The organism is Kovacikia sp. CALU 1929 (genome assembly GCF_056784235.1).
Genome location: NZ_JBXBCF010000093.1, coordinates 1 through 19,830, shown reverse-complemented (window position 1 = coordinate 19,830; position 19,830 = coordinate 1). Strand labels below are relative to the sequence as shown.

Below are 19,830 nucleotides of genomic sequence, written 5' to 3'. Positions count from 1 at the left end.
CTACTTAGTTGGGAGTTAATAGTTGGTTACAGCGCCGTCATGATCTGGAGAAATTCCGTCGATAAATCCACATCTGACGGCGCTTTTTTCTTAAATAGAGCACCTGCCAACAGGTAAATGTTCTGGGAGTAAAATGCTTTACGGTTTTGCCGCAACTCTGCGATCGCGTTCTTCACCTTAGGTTCGCTGCTATAGTAGCCAAACTTTAGAGGTGAAACCATGAAATCAATCAGCTGGTAACCCTGGGCGATCGCATGTTCAACAGTTTCAATCGGGTTAGAGTATGCCGAGAGCATCAGCAAAACGTGGTCGCAATTTAGAGTCAAAAGCTGTTTAGAAATCGCTGCGCCATCGGTGCCACCGTGTAGAGCAGGCATATGCAGATCGTTATCTGGGGCGGGCAGATAAGGAGGATTAGAAATCAGATAGTCAACATTCGGCGGTAAATGTTTGAAGAAGCATTTGTTGTGAATGATGTATTGCTGGTTCAAGCGATACTGCTCAATTCTCGACAAAGCCAGTTCAGAGGAAGCCTGATTCAATTCGTAACCTTGAATCAGTCCATTAAATTTCATTTTCAATAGACAGTTAATCACAGGACTACCATCCCCTGCCCCAAATTCGATGATGGAATCCAGGGAATTACAGCGATTGAGCACCATCTTCTCTAAACACTGGGAGTAGAACTGAGACTCTTCAGGGCAAAAGAAAATGTCATTAGGCGAGTAGGATTTAACCGTTTGGTTAACGGTCAACAGTGCTTCTTTCATGGAAAAATCTCGTTTTCTATCTTTAATTTGACTTGCGACGTTGCTAATTCTGGGGATGAAAAAGGTGCTGGATGCTTAAAACTTTGTGTCCAGCCACCCTGCTTTTCAGCCACGCATGGTTTGCTTGATTGCCCGGATGACCGCATCACCCGCGCGATCGCCCATAAATTTCTCCTGGTCGTACCCCAGAACCAGTTCCCAAGCTTTCGCTGGATACATCTCGGCTAAGGGTAGCCCCGCCTGTTGCAGCATCCACTGACCGTGCCGCTCATCTTCCCGAATGTGCAGTTCCCAATAGCCACTGGCAACGTCCGAAAGCTTTAAGCGTTGGGCAGCCAGCAGGTAATCCGTGTAGAAAGTGGGACCGGCAATTTCAAAATAGGTCAGTCCGCCGTTGTAACGCAGAAAATGACGCTTACGTTCTGTCAACAGAAAATTTTGGTTAATCGTCGCCAACACTTCCCAAGGTACGATGTCAAAGTAACTCTCTGGCTCTGTTTTGAGATCCAGTTCCGCCATCATTTTTGCAAAGAAGGTGGAATGCTTGCGGTTCAACCGACCATTGCCATATTCTTCTAACAACACCCGAATCAGGGTTGCCTGCACTTCGTTGCTGGCACCACCCAAAATCCGAGACAGGCGACTGGCTTCAACCAGCCCATCGAGAGAGGCGATCGCTAACAGATGTCGGTATCCTGCCAGCGGCATTTCTTCCCGCAGGTAACGCTTATTCTCGGTAATGGGTGGATCTAAGTCTGCATTTCCCCGTTCAGTCAATACCTGCTTTACCTGGTTGACATCCAGTTGCTTCAGTGACTCGACATCCAGTTGCTTTAATTCCCAGGCTTGCCACGGTTCTTCGATCCGATTGCGAACCCGTTGCAGGTAAAATGAGCGCTCATTGTCGTAATGCTGCAAATCGTCATACCAAAAAAGGTTGAGCCGATTAATGTGGTAGAGAATTCGCTGCAAAAACAGATGGGCAATGTCTGCATCTGCCGCTGTAGAATGCTCGGTATAAGCCGTTTCCAGAGCAGATGCGATCGTAGATTCAAATTTGTTCACCAATTCAGGTCGTTCATTAACCTGCTGGTCTAAATTTTCGATGACCAAAAGTTGGAGAAACTGCTGCTCTACTTCTGCGTAATCAGGAAATTTTAAAGCAGATGGCAGCGATTTTGACATCCCATTGATGCTGCGATCGGGACTCAAAGCAATTGTCATATTACAATACCCAAAACCTTCTCAGACATTACCCAATGTGACCAGCGAAAGCGGCGTAAAGTGTTATTACCGCAATCTCTCCAACCATATCCAATTTGGTTTTAGTCTTCCGTCCATCTTCAGACAGAATGTGAAGGGTGTTGGGAGTCAGGTGAGGGGAATCGCTAGCGGTCTGTCAACTTTGTGTTTGGAGTCTGAGATAGGGATTACCTGCACTTGGCGTGGAACCTTCTCATAGCATTGGTTGACATATCCTTGTCACCAGAACTCTGACATTAGAATTGAAGGGACTCATCACTTCCTCAAAGCGGTGGGAATGAATTGTCATCGAGTTGGGGTGTTGCCTGAACCGCTGTAATATAGCAATATTAAGCCTTTATGTCTTGTCACTCAGCGGAACCAGTGCCGAATCAAAGTATGAATGGTGTTCGACTTCATTAGCCGCTAGAAAGGCACTCAGGTGATTGATCACATGGTTACTTTCCTTGAGTGCCTGCCCTGCATCATCTCGAAAAGCAGTCCGGGCAGTTTCAAATTCACTAATTAAAGCTGCTCGGTCACCTTGAGTCAGAAGTTTTGCTAAGCGATCGCAGGTTTTCACCAGCCGTTCAATCGCTTCACAGCGTTCATCCGATGCCAGCAAAATGTCCACATAGAGGGCCGCATCCTGTGCCAGTAAGCGATTCACCGTATTGATTTCAATCCGATAGAGGGGACTGGCAAACTCAAGACTGTGCTCAATATCCAGCCCTTCCGCTGCCAGGAAAGTACCTAGACTAAAGTTGGCAAAGAAACGGATCGCCTGGACAAACACCATGATGCGATCGTGTTCTTCTGGGGTACAGGGCACGAGTTTGCCCCCATCCGCCGCGATCAAATCTAACAACCACTGGAATACATCAGGTTCGCGTCCTGGGCAGACCATCACCTTCTGTCCCAAAAAGGAACCGACTCCCGGACCAAACATAGGGTGCAGCCCCACCACAGGACCGGCGTGACACTCCATCATTGCCTCAACACTTTCACGCTTGGTACTGGCAATATCTGCCAGGATGGTGTTAGCCGAGAGGTAGGGGGCAACTCTGCGAATTACTGCTACCGTTGCCTTCAGGGGGACACAGATCAGCACCAGGTCTGCCATTCCCAACAAAGTATCTGCCTTACCCCAGTCATCATGCTCCAGCACACTGACATCATGACCGGCAGCGGACAGCCGTTCTGTAAAAAAGCAGCCCATTGCACCCCGCCCTCCTACAACCGTAATTCGGCGTGGCTGTTGCGGCGGGTGTAGAGATGGGGTGCTGGCTAACGCTGCCATACAACCTGCAACAATACCGCTCCAGGTAGATTCTGGAATCCCAGATTGCATTAATTGCGCCCTGTAGCTGGACAGTTGTTCTTGAATTGAAGGCGGTTTGGACTCAGCCAGAACTGCAATCCGTTTATTCAACAGGTTGATTAAGTCGCGATCGATTTGCTGGAGATGCTCAGGAAGGGGCATGGGAGTGGTGGGTGAGGAGTGGTGGGTGAGGAGTGTTCGCCTTTGGCGTTCCCGCAGGGTGGAGTGGTGGGTGAGGAGTGAGGAGTGAGAGGAGAGTTGTTAGTTGCTTTCATCCTTCATCGTTCATCGTTCATCCTTCTCCCTACTGTCGGTTCTGCGCTGTAGGATAGTTCTAGAGGTTTCCTCGTAGTGCTTGCTCTCGTTCTAGAGCCACAAACAGGGATTTGAAATTTCCGGCTCCAAATCCACGGGAGCCGTGGCGTTCAATGATTTCAAAGAAGAGGGTGGGGCGATCGCCGACAGGTTTGGTAAACAGTTGCAGTAGATAGCCATCCTGATCCCGATCCGCGAGAATCCCCAACTCTGCCAGTTGTGCAACCGGAAGGTGAATGTCCTGAACCCAATCGGGTAGATCCTCGTAGTAGGTTTTGGGGATAGGAAGAAACTCGACCCCTGCCTGCCTTAATTGAATTACTGTTTGCACAATGTCATCCGTAGCGATACCAATGTGTTGCACACCAGGACCATTGTGAAAATCCAGATACTCCTGAATCTGGGATTTACGTTTGCCCTCAGCCGGTTCATTGATGTTGAAAATAGTTTTGCCACCATTTTCCAACACCTTTGACATTAAAGCAGAATATTCTGTGGAGATGGCATGATCATCAAAATGCATCCGCACATCGAATCCCATTGTCTCTACAAAGAAATCGACCCAGCGATCCATTTCACCCTGTTCCACATTCCCCACGACATGATCAACGGATCGCAATCCCATTGAATGGGTAGGGGCGGAAGTACGAGCAACAAAGCCCGGTGCAAAGTTAGTAGCATACTGGCTGCGATCGACAAATTTAATCAGGGTATCTCCGTAGGCACAAATGGCAGCATACTGAAACCTGCCATATTCATCTTCCTGGTGAGTTGGTGGAATGGCACCCACTGCGCCCCTGGCAACTGCCTGCTGATAAGCGGCGGCGGCATTTGGAACTTCCAGGGCAATCACGGCGATCGTGTCTCCATGCTTCAACACGCTTTGAGCAATGGGATGGTCTGAAATTAAAGTTGAACTTAGAACAAATCGAATGTCTCCCTGCTCCATGACGTAGGAAGTTGTTTTCCGTTCACCTGTTTCTAATCCCCGATAAGCCGTGGTGGTAAAGCCAAAACACTTTGAGTAATAGCTGGCTGCCTGCTTAGCATTACCAACATAAAACTCCAGATGATCCAATCCTTTAATTGGGCAGATGTCGTTCATTACAACTTCCTCAAAATATGGCGTAGTAGAAAGAAAAGTAGAGGGGAAAAGTCTATATCGAAGATAATCTAAGTCCCACGAGTTCCTGAGAAGGGTTTCTTGCAAATCTGAGATTCCACCATATTCCGCCAGGAAGAAAAGCTGCCAGTGAATCTACGTAGTCTTCATCAAAAAGGGCGAAATTATTAAGGCTTTGCCAGAGCATAAACAAAAACTGGGATTTTGCTTCTATCTCATGAAGTACCCTCCAAGCCAAGGGAACCAATGATTTTGCTTTACTTTGACCAGGCTTTAATTGTGCTTCATCTTATCTGCGATTCAGTATTTGTTTAATGAGGCTGTTTCAAAAGATACTTAGGCGGCTAGTCAACCCACTCCTCAGAGTTTTCCGTAATATGACTGTTATTTCAATGATTTTCTGATGAATTTCTGGGAGGGAAACTGGTTGGAAGAGCCAGAGCTATGTTAGGTTTCAATGCTAGGAACAGAACCAATTTTTATTTGGAAGGTTCTTTTCAAAAGTTTCCCTGGGTGATAAAGGCTTTTCTCGGTATGTTTTCGGTTTCTCTAATGGTTCAGGTTTGCTAAATCTTTACCTGATAGCTGTGAAAATATACCGTTTCTTTGCGTATTTTTAATTGGCTTTGAAGAAGTTTGTTATGGGGACTTTAGGAGTTTCACTGTGATTGCTATTAATCGAAAGTTTGTTTCTGGTGCTGAAGGTCTACCTGAAGGGCATGAAAGGAGGAACACAGATTTGCTGATGCAGCCATCGATTCAAATTAAGTCTAATCATCGCCTTCAGGAAGACTTGTTCCAGCAAAGAACCGATGAGGAGCAATCACTGTTGCGATCGCTGTACGATTTTCCCAAAACTTCCACAACCCAGTATCAACCTGAGTGCCAGTCGGTTATCCTGCCCAATCGCTTAACGGCGTTTCTTAAAGGAGAGGCTGGGCAGGAAGGTATCGATGGGCGATCGCTCCTGTTAGCTGCCTTAAGTGCATTGCTACATCGATACACGCAGCAGGAAACCATTTACCTGCACTTCACAACGCAGGAACCAAGCACTGACAGCCATTTCACAACAGAAATTTGTACACGCTTCTCTGAGCCTTTAAATATTCGAGAATTAATCGGCTACACCTCAGTGGCGTTGAAAGGAGTTCCGCTGCTAGGCACGTCAAAAGCCTTGCAGAATCGGCTACTGGTTCATCGTCAAGTTATTTCCCACCCCAGGTTACCGATCGCGCTCACCTACGTAGAGGGTCTACCCCAGGAAAAGCCAGATCAATGGCTGACCGCACTACAGTCACAAGCCTCGACGTTAGGGGATAGCCCAGACCTGCATCTCTTGATTGTTCAAAGGGGACAAACGATTTCAGCCACGGTACAATACAATGCTGGACTGTTCAAACGAGACACCATTCAACGTTTTTGTGGGCACTTTCAGATACTAATTGAGGGGATTATCTGTAATCTCAATTGCCCCATTGCCCAGTTGCCTCTTGTCACAACCACCGAGGAACATCAGCTAGTGATGGAATGGCAAAGCCCACACACCAATTACCCTGAGATCCCAATTGACCGATTGGTTGAGGCTCATGCCGTTCAGCAACCGGATGCGATCGCGATCACATTCAAAAATCAATGCCTCAGCTATGCAGCGCTCAATCAACGCGCTAATCAGCTTGCCCATTATTTAAATAGTCTTGGCATTGGTGCAGAAGATCGAGTGGCGGTTTCGGTTGAACCCTGTTTAGATATTGCGATCGTTTTACTGGGTGTGTTTAAAGCGGGAGCGGTTTATGTGCCACTAGATCCAACCTATCCAGTGGATCGGCTGACCGTTATTTTAGAAGACACCCAACCCAGGGCTTTACTCACCCAATCCCATCTTTTACCGAATCTACCCTCGATCGCAGACCATACCCTCTGTTTAGATCAAGACTGGTCAACGATTGCATCATTTCCGACCTGCGAGCCTGAAATTAAAACTGACCTGGATCAGACCGCGTATATCGTTTACACCTCTGGCACCACTGGTAAGCCGAAAGGGGTGATGGCAAGCCACCGTAATCTGGTGAATTACATCCGGGTAGCGCAGGACAAATACGGGTTTGACCAGGACATGGTGATGCCTGCGATCGCCCGCTTTACCTTTAGCATCACTTTTTTCGAGCTACTATCACCCCTGGTTGCGGGTGGCAGACTCGTCATTCTGGAACGAGATCACATTTTAGATTTCAAACGAATGACGCAAACCTTAGAAGAAGTAAACGTCATTCATGCCTCACCTAGCTTGCTCAGAAAACTGCTGGCATACATCCAGGATAATAGTTTAGACATTGCCAGATTTAATCAACTCAAACACGTCTCCTCCGGCGGCGACTTGGTTTCTGCCGATTTACTGGAAACGATGAAGCGTGTGTTTCAGAATGCCGAAGTTTTTGTGATTTACGGTTGCAGTGAAGTCAGTTGCATGGGCTGTACCTACCCGGCTGTAAGAGAACATACCGTCACCAAAACCTGGGTTGGTAAACCCTTTGATAATGTTTCTGTGCGATTGTACGATTCCCATCAAAGTCTGGTTCCCATCGGTATAGTTGGAGAGATCTATTTTGGTGGAGCGGGTATCACGAAAGGATACCTCAATCGCGAAGAACTGACCCAGGAGAAATTTGTCGAAATCGATGGACAACGATTCTATCGCACGGGCGATCTGGGACGGTTTAATGCCAATGGCGACCTGGAAATTTTGGGTCGTAGTGATTTCCAGATCCAACTGCGGGGGATTCGGATTGAACCGGGTGAAATTGAAGTCACTCTGCGCCAATTTCCCGGTGTGCGTGAAAGTGTAGTGGTTCCCCGCGAACTGTGGAATGGGGAAGAGGGATTGGTCGCTTATGTTGTCCTGGATGAGGCGAAAAAACCCACCGTTGAGCAGATGCGCCGCTTCCTGCAAACGAAATTACCCGATTACATGGTGCCCGCGACGTTTGAAGTGCTGGATGCCATGCCAGTGAACGCGAACCAGAAGATCGATCGCCGTGCCCTACCCGCCCCTACCCTGGTTAAACCCGGTGTGGATAGCGCCTCCTATGTCGCACCCAGAACGGATCTGGAAGAGCTTCTAGTAAACATCTGGGCAAAAACCCTGGGGCTGGAGCAGGTGGGCATTGAGGATGATTTCTTTGCGATCGGGGGACACTCCCTGCTGGCAGCTCAGGTCATCTACCGCTTGCAGGCAGCTTTGAAACTGGACGTTTCCATCAGTCGGTTGTTTGAATTACCCACGATCTCCGCCCTGGCAGAATATCTCACTCCCCTCTATGAGTCCGATACCCCCTCTGCGGCACTGGAACCGATTGTCCCCATTTCGCGGGAAACAACCCTGCCCCTGTCCTTCTCCCAAGAACAGCTCTGGTTCCTGAGCCAGATGAAGGGTGGTGATGTTGCCTACAACATTCCCCTTGCCTTTGAGTTGACAGGCACTTTACATATTCCAGCACTGGCGCAAAGTCTGACCGAAATTCTGCGGCGGCACGAAGCCCTGCGCACCACTTTTCCCGTGGTCAATGGGGCACCGATTCAGCGGATTCTGTCACCCCAGCCATTCTGCCTACCGGTTGTAGACCTACAAGCTTTACCAGAAGGCGATCGCAGGGCAGAAGTTGACCGACTGGCAACGGAGGAGGCACAACGTCCTTTTAACCTGGCAAATGATTTGCTGTTAAGGGGCACATTGTTGCAATTGGGAGCCGATAGGTATGTGCTACTGCTGACGATGCATCACATCGCCTCCGATGGTTGGTCCCTGGCGCTGCTCCGGCAAGAACTGGCAGCACTCTACCCTTCTTTCCTGGAGAAGGCAGCTTCTCCCCTGGAACCGCTGCCGATTCAGTACGCCGACTTTGCCCACTGGCAACAGAACTGGTTGGCAGGCGACTTTGTTGAGCAGCAATTAGCCTACTGGAAACAGCAGTTAGCCGGTGCGCCACCCCTATTAGAACTGCCTGCGGATCATTCCCGTCCCGCCATGCAGTCCTTCCAAGGCGGTACGGAATCCTGTCTGCTGGATGCACAACTAACCCGCCAGTTAAAGCAACTCAGCCAGCGCACGGGTGCCACTCTGTACATGACCCTGCTGGCAGCCTTTTCTACCCTGCTCTCGCGCTACAGTGGGCACCAGGATATTGTGATTGGTTCGCCGGTTGCTAACCGCAAGCGGAGTGAAATTGAATCGATGATTGGCTTTTTTATTAACCTGCTGGGACTGCGGGTGGATCTGAAGGGCAATCCCACTTTTCTAGACTTGTTGGCGCGAGTGAAACAGGTTGCCCTGGATGCCTATGCCAACCAGGATGTGCCCTTTGCCCAGGTGGTAGAGGCACTGCAACCAGAACGGAACCTGAGCTATAGCCCCCTGTTTCAAGCCCTGCTGATTCTGCAAAATATGCCTGCGGAGTCGCTGGATCTTCCTGGCTTGGAGGTGTCTCCACGGCGGGTAGACCACGGCACTTCCAAATACGACCTCACTTTGATGGTAGAAGAAACGGAAGCGGGTCTGGTAGCCGATTTTGAATACAACGGTGATCTGTTTGAACGGGAAACCATTACCCGCATGATTGGGCACTTCCAGGTGCTATTGCAGGCGATCGCCGCCCATCCAGAGCAGCCCATTTCGGAACTACCCCTGCTGACTAAGTCGGAACATCATCAGCTTCTGGTGGAGTGGAATGATACTGAGATGAGCTATCCACCAGAGTCCTGCATCCATCAGTTGTTTGAGTCCCAGGTGAACCGGACACCGGATGCGATCGCGATGGTATTTGAGAACAGCCATCTTACCTATGGGGAACTGAATCAGCGGGCGAACCAGTTGGCACACTATCTGCGCTCAATGGGCGTGGGACCAGAATCACTGGTGGGTATCTGCCTGGAGCGCTCTCTGGAAATGGTGGTGGGACTGCTCGGTATTCTGAAGGCGGGTGGCTCCTACGTCCCGCTTGACCCCGCCTATCCCAAAGATCGTCTGGCACTGATGATCGAAGACTCCCAATTACCCCTACTTTTGACCCAACGGACACTTTGCGACCAGTTTTCACAGCAGCCTGTGCGGATCGTTTGCATCGACACTGACTGGGAGGCGATCGCCCAACAGCCTGGTGATAATCCTAACAGCGGTGTCGGTCCCGCGAACCTGGCATATACCATCTATACCTCCGGCTCGACCGGCAAGCCCAAAGGAGTGCAGCTTTGCCACCATACGGTGGTCAACTTCCTCAACTCGATGCGGCACCAACCAGGACTCACGGATCAAGATGTGCTGCTGGCAGTTACCACCATCTCCTTTGATATTGCGGTTCTGGAACTCTACTTACCGTTGATGGTGGGTGCCCGGGCGGTGATTGCCAGTCGGGAAGTAGCTGCCGATGCTGCTCGCCTCTCTGCTCTCATGGTTCAATCGGGGGCAACCCTGTTGCAAGCCACCCCTGCCACCTGGCGGATGCTGATCAGTGGTGGCTGGCTGGGCGATCGCCAACTCAAAATGCTGTGCGGCGGGGAAGCGATGCCCCGCGACCTGGCGGATCAACTCCTGGCACGGGGTGGCTCCCTCTGGAATATGTACGGACCAACGGAAACCACCGTCTGGTCAGCCGCCTGTCGGGTAGAATCTGGGGCGGGTGCTGTGCCAGTCGCCGGTCCCATTGCCAACACTCAGATTTATGTATTAGAGGAGTTACCTCAAGGTTCCGTTAGACCTGTTCCAGTTGGCATACCGGGTGAAGTGCATATTGGCGGCGACGGACTGGCACGGGGCTATCTCAATCGTCCTGAGTTGACCGCAGAACGGTTTATTCCCGATCCCTTTACCCCGAAACCCGGTGCCCGCCTTTACAAAACCGGAGACCTGGCACGGTTCCGCCCGGATGGAACCCTGGAATTCCTGGGTCGGATCGACAATCAGGTGAAACTGCGGGGTTTCCGAATTGAGTTAGGCGAAATTGAATCTGTGCTGGAGCGGCACGCTGGGGTGAAACAGGCAGTCTCCGTAGTGAGGGAAGACGTACCGGGAGATCAGCGATTGGTTGCCTATCTGACGGTTAAAGGCGATCTGGCTCCCAGCTCAATGGATCTGAGGCAGTTTCTCAAACAGCAATTACCTGCTTACATGGTTCCCGCTGGTTTTGTGGTTCTGGATGCCTTTCCCCTCACCCCCAATGGCAAAGTAGATCGGAAGGCTTTACCGGTGCCCGACCTGTGCCTGAGTGGAGAAGATCAGAGCACCTACGCTGCCCCTAGAAATGAGCTAGAGAGCCAGTTGGTTGCCCTCTGGGAAGAAGCGTTAAGAGTTCAGCCAATTAGTATTCAAGATGATTTCTTTGAATTGGGTGGACATTCTCTCTTAGCCGTTCGCATGTGGGCGCAGGTGGAGCAACTGGTGGGCAAACATCTCCCCTTGAGCACATTGGTTAGCGCCCCGACGATCGCCCAGCTTGCCGAAACGCTGGCACCCGCCACCCAAACTGACCAGCCTTCTGCCCAGAAATCAATCGTGCTGCTGAAGCAAGGGCAGGGCAAACCACCGCTGTTTTTAATCCATGATGGCGATGGCGAAACCTTGCTCTATCGCACCCTGGCAAATCGGTTGGACCCAGCAATTCCAGTGTATGGGGTGCAACCCTATCGTTGTGACCAGCATCCCATCCTCCACACCCGGATTGCAGACATCGTGGACTACTACATTCAACAAATTCGGCAGGTGCAGCCCCAGGGTCCCTATTTCCTGGGCGGACTGTGTTCTGGGGGCATTATCACGTTTGAAATTGCCCGCCAACTCCAAATTCAAGGTCACGACCTTGGTATGGTTGCCATTCTGGATGCAGCGGATGTGGAAGCTACCATGCGCCCCGGTTATATCTCAGGGGAACGACTGGACAGTTTTTCCAAGGTATTCCATGACAGCAAACATCTGAAAGCTTACCAACGGGGACTTTATGTTCTGACCCAGGCAATCCGTAAAACCACCAATCTGATGACCTATGAAATTCAGAGGCAGTTTGGGGACATTCGCGATCGCCTGAAGCTTCAGCTATTCCGCTACTGCCTGGATAAGGGGCTACCGATGCCCGAATTTCTGAAAAACATTCCGGTTCGCCCAGTCCTGGGCAAAGCCCAGCGGGAATATGCCCCCGACCGTGTGTTTAAAGGTGAGATTTTGCTGTTCCGGGCAACCAAGAAGAACAACATCTTTGATGGCACCGCCATTGACGACACCCCCTTCAGCGAAATGTTCAGTGACCCTCTGCTGGGATGGGGACCACGAGTGACCCAGGGCGTACAGGTGTATGAGGTTCCCGGTGGGCATTCCAGTATGCTCCAGGAACCGAATGTGCAACAAATTGCTGACAAAATGCAGGCTTATATAGACACTGCGTTGTCGAAACCGGCGCAATCCCCCGATCTGTCCGTCCAACAGGCGGCGTAGTGGATTGCTTGCCTGCCACCACTCAAAGCAATGGGTTACTACCAAAACAACTAGCCATTATCCCTACAGCGAAGTAGCTTAGCCTGCATTATTCATGAGAGGTGAGAAAGGAGGACAAATGGGTCCAGCACTCAAGAATGTCCAACACAATGTCTGTCGGTGCCTGCGGATATTGCCTGATAAAGCCATCAACCATACGGCTTCGCATCCGCGGACTTCCCGTTTACTGATGGGGTTCTCCAGGCGAGTGATGGTCGGTTGGCTTGCTAGGTGCGCTTGATGGGCAAGCGGCAGGCGGTCACAGGCAAGTTTGTAAATTGGATCATGTCGCAGTTGGTTGCTGTCATTGGCATCTTCGTAGCCTCCCACCAACTGATACACTCGTTGACTCACTAACTGCTGTAGGCTATGCGTAATTTTGTTGGGGTCGCGCCACTCCTCAATGCATTCGACAATCCCTTGGCAAACTTGCATCTGGTGTTCGGCTTGTCGAGCCAGTAAAATCCCCGCATCGGAACTCAATTCCAGGTCGGCAAAACGAACGACTAGAGACCGATGTGAATAAAAATGTCTTCAATCTGTCCCAATCGAATATAAGGAGATGAGCAAATCTCCGTAGCTCTGATTTGATAGAGAGTGACGATAGCCCCCAAAGGAGGCATTTACTTCGTCATGGAGTAAATCCTTGCAGACTGTGTGTTGGAGGTAAACCGAATAGGCTGGTAGTGTTGGACCGGGAGGGCGATCGCTAGGATCAAGTTATGTGTCACTGTTCCCCATTATCCACTGATTCCTGAACGATGCCGCAGTCCTGCGAACTTTGCCAGCGAGAAATGCCCGATATCACCGAACACCACCTGATTCCTCGTCAAAAGACGAAACGCAAAGGGCTTGACCCCAGTCCCACGATTCAAATTTGCTCTGCCTGCCACCGACAAATCCATACGCTCTACAACAACTCCCATCTGGCACTACATCTGAATACGCTGGAAAAACTGAAGCAAGACCCACAGCTACAAAAATTCTTCGCATGGGTTCACAAGCAAGACCCGACTAAGCGGGTGAAGATAGATCGAAAGCGTTGACTTTTGCTTGAAGCCGTTAAAATTAGTTCCAGATTGGCAATCTGTCACGCACGGGTGAACTGGAGTGGTGAGTTTCACGGTTTCAGTTCGCCTCACCGCTCAAGGAATGCTGGTTTGATCGCAGTGGTGGGGCGATCGCCCAGAAAAAATTGTTTTTACTTTTTACAATAAATTTCCAACTTCGGGATGTTGAGTAGAGTTCCCAATCCTTAAGATTATTTTGCGTTACACCAGTAGGTGGTGTTTGGACGTTGGCTGAAGTCTGTGAAATTAAACTATAAACGCTTGGGACTCCTGGTACTCGCGATTTTGCTGGTTGTTTCGTCTTGGTTGGGGATCGCTGTCGCCCACTCTGGACTGGAGGTGCGATCGTTCCAAAAAGAGGCAGTTCCTTTGCTCTACCTGGCTCCTCAAGGGGCAAGTGAAGTCCCAGGGGTATTGGTTGCACATGGGTTTGCAGGCTCCAAACAGTTGATGTTGGGCTACGGGCACGTCCTGGCTCATGCAGGTTATGCGGTCATGCTCTGGGATTTTGATGGGCATGGCGCGAATGGAACTCGCTTACAGCGTTATGAGCTACAGCAGAATCTGGATGTGGCTTTGCAAGCTCTCCTGGAACAACCCCAGGTTGACCCAAGTCGCTTGGCACTCCTGGGGCACTCGATGGGCAGCGGCATTGTGATGAATGCTGGCATTCGTGAGCGCGATCGCTTTGCGGCAACCGTTGCGGTTTCTCCAACGGGGGCGAATGTAACTCCCCAATCTCCCCGAAATCTACAACTACAGGCAGGGAATGGAGAGGGAGGATTTGTGGTCAATGCCGAGCGATTGCTGGCACAGGCGGGGGGAGAAAACACAAACCTGGCAACAGGGCAGGGGCGAGAACTGGTGGTCATTCCGGGTGTTGAACACATCACAATCCTGTTCAGTGATGGTAGTCATCAGGCAGCACTGCGGTGGCTGGATGCAACGTTTGGCAGAGCAAATGGTAGCCAGTATCGCGATTTGACGAGTCAACGCTACCGCGACCGCCGCATAGCCTGGTATGGACTACACCTGCTAGGTTGGTTAATCGGATTAGCAGCAATCTCACCCCTCCTAACCCACTCTCCATCGATAGCCGCAAAAATAGCTCCTATCCGACGATGGGCGGGCTTAATCGTTGCACCACTGGCAGCAACCGCAGGGTTGGTACTTCTGAGCCTACGGTTTGACCTCCAAAATCTGGGTGGCGTTCAAGTCGGTGGAGCGGTTGGAGTCTGGTTTTTGATTGCCGGGTTAACCTGGCTGGGAGTGCTGGCGCGTCTACCTCGTCCTACCCTGCGTGCTGTTGGGCTGGGAGTTGCGCTGTTTGTCATCCTTTGGATTGCCTTTGGTGCATTGGCACAGATGACTTGGCTTCAGTGGTGGCTGATTCCAATTCGGCTAAGAGTGTGGTTGCCCGTGGCGATCGCCTGTTTTCCCTGGTTTCTGGCGGCGGGAATCGTGCAAGAGAATATTGGGGTCGGCAAACGCATTCTCTGGTGGCTGGGACAGAGTGCCGTTTTGATTGGCGGCTTCGTGTTGACGCTCAACTTTTTGCCTCAATTGGGATTTATGTTTTTGCTGTTGCCGCTATTTCCGCCACTGATGGGAATCTTGTCTCTGGTTGCAGGTTTGTTGAATCGAGCATGGATCTATGCGATCGGCTCTGCTTTATTCTTCGGTTGGTTGCTGGCAGCAGGTTTTCCCCTCTCTGCCTGACCTGCGTACTCTCAAATTCTCCCTTGGGAATTAGATACTCTTGCAGCGATCTGGTTACAGTAAGAAAGTTATCTCCGTTCCCCAATGCAGTCTTTAACTGTACTCGTTGTCCTTTTGTCCCTCCTACAGGGCTGTGCCTCTCCTCAGCCTTTTATTGCTATGAGTGATTCGCCAAACCCTTCTCATTCTCGGTCACCAGAGGTAGCCAGTGTTGCCGCAGCAAAACCCAGTCGTTCTCAGGGGATTGAATTTAAGCTGAGCGACTTTCAATGGCAACACCGTGTCCTGTTGATCTTTGCCCCCTCGGCTGGTTCAGCGGATTATCGCCAACAGATGCAGGTATGGCAGGCTGATGTGGCAGGAACCAACGATCGCGATCTGAAACTGGTGCAAATTTTGGGAACTGGAGAGAGCCAGATTGATGGGCGATCGCTCAGTGCAATATCAGCGGAGAGCCTGAGACAACAGTTTGGGATTCCTCCTGAAGAGTTCGCAGTGATTCTTGTGGGTAAGGATGGTACGGAGAAGCAACGTAGCCAAACTCCGATTGATTTAGCGATGCTATTCCACACGATCGATGCAATGCCGATGCGTCAGCAGGAGATGCGCTCCCGTCAGTAGTTTATAGTGAGGAGTGTTTGTTTGCCTTGGTTGTTCACCTCTGGTGCGGTCTTGAATGCGAAGCAACAGCAACGAGTTAGCCAGTGTCTGTGTTGTTGACGGTAGATGCAGAATCAATCAGGAAGGCGATCGCTATTCTGGATGAAATTGAGCAGGAATTGAGCCAGTGGTATGGCGATCGCCGATTAGCCCTGTAGAGTCTTCAATGGGTCGGGTTAGTAAGGACTGGCTGTGGGTCTGACGATGATTTCACTCACATCCACCTCATCTGGTTGTGCGATCGCAAACATGATGGCACGGGCGATCGCCTCAGCGGGAATGGATACTTTGCGGAATTCCCGCATTCCGGTTTGGGCAGCTTCATCTGTGATACTGTCAGCTAACTCAGATTCTGTAACTCCTGGTGAAATGACGGTGACGCGAATATCACCCCCCACTTCTTGTCTCAACCCTTCTGAGATCGCACCAACCGCAAATTTCGTCGCACAGTAAACCGCCGCCGTGGGAGACACGGCATGTCCACCGATTGAAGAGAGATTGATAATCTGACCTGATTTCTGAGCTTTCATGATCGGAAGTGCGGCGGCAATGCCGTACAAAACTCCTTTGATATTGACATCAATCATGCGATCCCATTCTTCCACTTTCAATTGATCGAGGGCAGATAATGGCATGATGCCTGCATTGTTAATCAAAACATCGACCCGACCGAACTTTTGCTGGGCATATTGGACGATCGCCTCTAGTTGGTTCCGCTGTGTCACATCGAGCGATTGATATTCAGCGATTCCACCCGCTGCATGGATCTCTTTGGAAAGTGCTTCCAGTCGATCACTGCGACGTGCGCCCAGAACTACTTTTGCCCCATTGTTTGCCAGCAGTTTTGCGGTGGCTGCACCAATACCGCTACTAGCTCCTGTAATGACCACCACTTTGTTTTCTACGTTTAACATTTTGATTTTCCTGTTTGTTTTAGTTGGTGTGAATTAAAGAAACATGCCGCCAGAGATTTCGATTCTCTGAGCATTGACCCATCGGTTGTCTTCGGAGAGTAAAGCTGCAATCGCCCCTCCAATATCGTCGGGAAGCCCAACTCGACCCAACGCTGTTTGCGAGGCGATAAACTGATTTATCTGTGGATTGTCACGCACTGCACCATCGGCAAAATCCGTTTCAATTGCACCTGGAGCTACCACATTTACCGCAATCTGTCGGTGTCCCAATTCCTTCGCCATGTATCGGGTCAATACCTCGATCGCCCCCTTCATTGCTCCATAAGCGGCATAACCAGGTAAAGCAAATCGGGCAAGACCAGACGAAAGATTGACAATCCGCCCGCCATCTTTGATCAACGGCAACAACTTCTGGGTCAGGAAGAAAACGCCCTGCAGATGAATGTTCATCAAGCGATCGAAGTCTTCTTCAGTCGTCTCTACAAATGGTGCATAAACCCCAATTCCCGCATTGTTAACGAGGAAATCAAACTGCTCTACCTGCCATTTTTCCTGAAGCGCTCGCTGGATTTGTGTTGCAAAATCATCAAAGGTTTTTGTGTTAGACGTATCTAGTTGCAACGCAATTGCCTTACCACCAAGTGCTTCAATTTCAGCGACAACATTTTGGGCTTCTGCCTCGTTGCTGCGATAGGTCACAATCACATCAACTCCTTTTTTAGCCAACGCTAAAGCAGTATTTTTGCCCAATCCGCGACTCGATCCGGTCACCAAAGCGATTTTTTTAGTGTTTTGTGCCATTGCCTTATCCTTTCACTGCTGTCTTGAGCATGGGTTCATCATAGAAGTGAGAAAGCTGGCTCTAAATACACAAATCTCGCATAGTGTTGCCTAATCCTCTCAAATTGGTTCGGGACAGGCGAGAATGTTCTCTATAATGAGTGCATGAGGGCGATTAAAACAATCAGAAACTAACAGAATGATTGATTTACCGAAGTCTGATAGAACCAGAAGTGCGTGCCAAGAACTGGCAGCATTAGTGACGCGACACACGGACGGTAAGGGAAACGGCGCTCACCCAACGGCGATCGCTCAGTTAGAGTTCATGCGAGAAACCGTTGTCTCTACAACGATGTGTGCAGTGTGTGAGCCGATTTTGGCGATCGTGATTCAAGGCAAAAAAGAAGCGTTGCTGGGTGAAGAAGCCTATCAGTATGGTGCGGGTCAATATCTAGTGGTCTCGGTCGATTTGCCCCTCAATGGATTTGTGCTCGAAGCCACACCCAACAAGCCATATCTAGGATTCAAGCTGAATTTAGACCCAGCCCAACTCTGCGACATTATTGCCCAAGTTCGACCCAGCACGAATAAAAAAGAAAGCTCAGTCAGAGGGTTGTTTATCAGCGATGTAGATGCCCTATTGATGGATTGCGCCATCAGACTGACACGTCTTTTAGATACGCCGCAAGACATCCCTTTTCTAGCACCGATGATAATTCGTGAGATCTATTACCGCCTTCTGATGGGCGAACAAGGTGAAGCCGTCCGTCAAATCGCTACATCAGGAAGTAACATGCAGCGCATCGCCGATGTGATCAAACAAATCAAGGCTGATTTCACAAAATCGCTGCGGGTTGAGGAATTAGCTGAGCAAGCGAATATGTCTCCTGCATCATTCCATCGCCATTTCAAGGAAGTCACCTCGATGAGTCCGCTGCAATATCAGAAGCAGCTAAAACTGGTGGAGGCACGTCGGCTGATGCTTGCCGAAAATGCTGATGCGACCACTGCTGCCTACCAAGTTGGGTATGAAAGTCCCTCACAGTTTAGCCGTGAGTATTCTCGAATGTTTGGTGCACCACCGATTAAAGATATTGAGCGTTTGAGAATGGCGTGAGCAGTGTTCAACGACAACTCTCTCACACTGTATCAAGCCAACCGAACGTCGTTTAACCCGTTTTTTAGTTCATGCTGACTTACCCTTACTCGCTCAAGCGGATGGGAACAAGTTCACCTGCGATCGTTAGTCCTAACCACATCGGTTGTTGCGGCTCAATGAGTTGATCCGTAATTGCACACCGTTCCTTCTGTTGCGCGATTGCTCTAAACGTCGCTCGAACATCTGACATTGATAATTGTGAGGAATGGGAAGAAAATCCCCTGTCCTCAACAGAATACGACTCTCCATTTGAGAGGCTACGCCAACTCACCTCATCCGACACCGCCTGTTGCTCCACAAACTGCCAAAGGACTTCCCGAATCAGGGTTTGATAGCCCTGTTCTCTAGAAATCTCCCGCAATCGCTCTTTAAGTTCTGGTTCCAGTCGGATACTTGTCACCTGCATTTCCGAAGTGCTACCTCGTTTACGTGTATCCATAACCGAACATCCTGAATTTCAATTAAGGGTGGACAATCTAATACTACAAGTGTAGTATTAGACATCCAGAATTGTAATACAAATACTACAGCCTTCCATGATACGCATCCTCGCCACCTTAACCAGCGTCCATGTTCGACCCCAACATTGTTCGGGTAGAGCAGCGGCGCTGTTTGCGTTTGAGGGGACGTATCGGTTTGGCGGCGGTAAATCCGTCAGCGAAGGCATTGATAGCAATATCACCGGATGGCTCAATCCGGATCAACCCACTAGCAGCGGCAGGTGCAGGGCAACCCTGACACCGACATAGGGAAAGCTATATCAACTTCCCCAACCCCTGCTCCTGGTCATCAGAGGCGGGGGTTATTTTTTGAGGAGAAAACTCATGCAGACCGAACAGCGACAGAAAATTCCAATACTCCAGAACCAGGTTGTAGTGTTCTCTAAGAACTACCTACCTGTAGCACGCATCAACCTTAAACGGGCAATTGTTTTGCTCGTCACAGGGCAAGCAGAAACTCTGGAGTTTAGCAGTACCCAGCAGTGGGAAGTACGCTCCCCCAGTGTCGTACTACAAATCCCAGATCACATTCGTTTGACGAGTGATAATCCTGAGCGGCACTGGAAGCTTCCTCCAGTCAATCGTCGGGAAGTTTTTCGCCGTGACAACCACACCTGTCAATACTGCGGCAGCACCAAGCGTCTGACGCTAGATCACGTCATTCCCCGCTCAAAAGGCGGAACCCATACCTGGGACAACGTGGTGACCGCCTGCGAGAAGTGCAATTCATGCAAAGCCGATCGC

Annotated in this window: 14 protein-coding genes and 1 pseudogene; 7 read left to right on the top strand and 8 right to left on the bottom strand. The window is 50.1% G+C overall.

Annotated features, from left to right (window positions below):
* Positions 1–26 precede the first annotated feature (26 nt).
* The 4 genes from AC1S52_RS25980 to hppD form a co-directional block, all read right to left on the bottom strand.
* The gene (locus tag AC1S52_RS25980; RefSeq protein WP_482031947.1) at positions 27–770 is read right to left on the bottom strand and encodes a class I SAM-dependent methyltransferase; all 744 of its coding nucleotides are present in this window, start codon (positions 768–770) and stop codon (positions 27–29) included.
* A 105-nt stretch (positions 771–875) separates the two neighbouring features.
* Entirely contained in the window at positions 876–1,994 is a 1,119-nt protein-coding gene (locus tag AC1S52_RS25975; RefSeq protein WP_482031946.1) for an iron-containing redox enzyme family protein, read from the bottom strand.
* Between the two features lie 376 nt (positions 1,995–2,370).
* On the bottom strand, positions 2,371–3,495 hold the full coding sequence (gene tyrA / locus AC1S52_RS25970; RefSeq protein ID WP_482031945.1) for a bifunctional chorismate mutase/prephenate dehydrogenase: 1,125 nt from the start codon (positions 3,493–3,495) through the stop codon (positions 2,371–2,373).
* 172 nt (positions 3,496–3,667) lie between these two features.
* Positions 3,668–4,753 carry a 4-hydroxyphenylpyruvate dioxygenase gene (gene hppD, locus AC1S52_RS25965; RefSeq protein ID WP_482031944.1) on the bottom strand — a complete coding sequence of 362 codons (1,086 nt, stop codon included), beginning with the start codon at positions 4,751–4,753 and terminating at the stop codon, positions 3,668–3,670.
* A 682-nt stretch (positions 4,754–5,435) separates the two neighbouring features.
* Between hppD and AC1S52_RS25960 the strand changes: the two genes are divergently transcribed.
* On the top strand, positions 5,436–12,245 hold the full coding sequence (locus AC1S52_RS25960) for an amino acid adenylation domain-containing protein (protein WP_482031943.1): 6,810 nt from the start codon (positions 5,436–5,438) through the stop codon (positions 12,243–12,245).
* A 78-nt stretch (positions 12,246–12,323) separates the two neighbouring features.
* Here AC1S52_RS25960 and AC1S52_RS25955 read toward each other — a convergent pair.
* Positions 12,324–12,794 (bottom strand): annotated as a pseudogene (locus AC1S52_RS25955) (transposase); the annotation flags it as partial.
* Between the two features lie 251 nt (positions 12,795–13,045).
* On the opposite strand from AC1S52_RS25955, the gene AC1S52_RS25950 reads away from it, so the two are divergent.
* The 3 genes from AC1S52_RS25950 to AC1S52_RS25940 all read left to right on the top strand — a co-directional run bounded on the left by AC1S52_RS25950 (position 13,046) and on the right by AC1S52_RS25940 (position 15,694).
* Positions 13,046–13,330, top strand: coding sequence for an HNH endonuclease (locus AC1S52_RS25950; protein ID WP_482031942.1), 285 nt, complete (start codon positions 13,046–13,048; stop codon positions 13,328–13,330).
* 264 nt (positions 13,331–13,594) lie between these two features.
* Positions 13,595–15,073 (top strand): alpha/beta fold hydrolase, encoded by a 1,479-nt coding sequence (locus AC1S52_RS25945; RefSeq protein WP_482031941.1) that lies wholly within the window; start codon positions 13,595–13,597, stop codon positions 15,071–15,073.
* Between the two features lie 84 nt (positions 15,074–15,157).
* Positions 15,158–15,694 (top strand): DUF4174 domain-containing protein, encoded by a 537-nt coding sequence (locus AC1S52_RS25940; RefSeq protein WP_482031940.1) that lies wholly within the window; start codon positions 15,158–15,160, stop codon positions 15,692–15,694.
* A gap of 215 nt (positions 15,695–15,909) precedes the next feature.
* On the opposite strand, the gene AC1S52_RS25935 is transcribed toward AC1S52_RS25940, so the two are convergent.
* Entirely contained in the window at positions 15,910–16,647 is a 738-nt protein-coding gene (locus AC1S52_RS25935; protein ID WP_482031939.1) for an SDR family oxidoreductase, read from the bottom strand.
* A 33-nt stretch (positions 16,648–16,680) separates the two neighbouring features.
* Entirely contained in the window at positions 16,681–17,448 is a 768-nt protein-coding gene (locus AC1S52_RS25930) for an SDR family NAD(P)-dependent oxidoreductase (protein ID WP_482031938.1), read from the bottom strand.
* 178 nt (positions 17,449–17,626) lie between these two features.
* On the opposite strand from AC1S52_RS25930, the gene AC1S52_RS25925 reads away from it, so the two are divergent.
* The gene (locus tag AC1S52_RS25925) at positions 17,627–18,544 is read left to right on the top strand and encodes an AraC family transcriptional regulator (protein WP_482031937.1); all 918 of its coding nucleotides are present in this window, start codon (positions 17,627–17,629) and stop codon (positions 18,542–18,544) included.
* A gap of 85 nt (positions 18,545–18,629) precedes the next feature.
* Here AC1S52_RS25925 and AC1S52_RS25920 read toward each other — a convergent pair whose 3' ends face one another.
* The gene (locus tag AC1S52_RS25920; RefSeq protein WP_482031936.1) at positions 18,630–19,025 is read right to left on the bottom strand and encodes a hypothetical protein; all 396 of its coding nucleotides are present in this window, start codon (positions 19,023–19,025) and stop codon (positions 18,630–18,632) included.
* Positions 19,026–19,122: 97 nt separating this feature from the next.
* Here AC1S52_RS25920 and AC1S52_RS25915 point away from each other — a divergent pair, with 97 nt between their 5' ends.
* A complete protein-coding gene (locus tag AC1S52_RS25915; RefSeq protein ID WP_224344736.1) occupies positions 19,123–19,335 on the top strand; it encodes a hypothetical protein in 213 nt (70 codons plus the stop codon).
* 75 nt (positions 19,336–19,410) lie between these two features.
* Positions 19,411–19,830 (top strand): HNH endonuclease (locus AC1S52_RS25910; RefSeq protein ID WP_482031935.1); only part of this gene is annotated, 420 nt, incomplete at its 3' end.